The organism is Myxococcus xanthus, assembly GCF_013116825.1.
GTDB lineage: Bacteria > Myxococcota > Myxococcia > Myxococcales > Myxococcaceae > Myxococcus > Myxococcus xanthus_B.
In genome coordinates, this window is the sequence record NZ_JABFNS010000335.1 from 1 (window position 1) to 416 (window position 416).

At 68.3% G+C, this 416-nt stretch carries 1 protein-coding gene; it reads left to right on the forward strand.

Features of this window, described 5'->3' with window-relative positions:
• Positions 1-16: 16 nt before the first annotated feature.
• The coding region (locus HNV26_RS37590; protein ID WP_171453066.1) for a DUF1810 domain-containing protein at positions 17-416 on the forward strand (400 nt) is incomplete at its 3' end.

Genomic DNA, 416 nt, shown 5'->3' on the forward strand with positions numbered 1-416 from the left:
GACCTAGAATGCGTGGATGCCCTCGACCCCGGACCTCGACCGCTTTCTTCCTGCGCAGCAATCCGTGTGGGAGCAGGTGCTGACCGAACTGCGCGCCGGGCGCAAGCGCTCGCACTGGATGTGGTTCATCTTCCCGCAGATCCAGGGCCTGGGGCACAGCGACATGGCGCGCCACTACGCCATCCAGTCCCGTGGGGAGGCCGAGGCCTATCTTGCGCATCCCGTGCTGGGAGCGCGCCTGCGGCAGGCCTGCCAGGTGCTGCTCGATCACGGTCCCGACGCCCCATCCGCCCACGCCATCTTCGGATCGCCCGACGACGTCAAGCTGCGCTCCAGCATGACGCTGTTCGCGGAAGTGGCGGGGCCGGGCGGCTGTTTCGACGCGGTGCTGCAGCAGTACTTCGACGGCGCGAAGG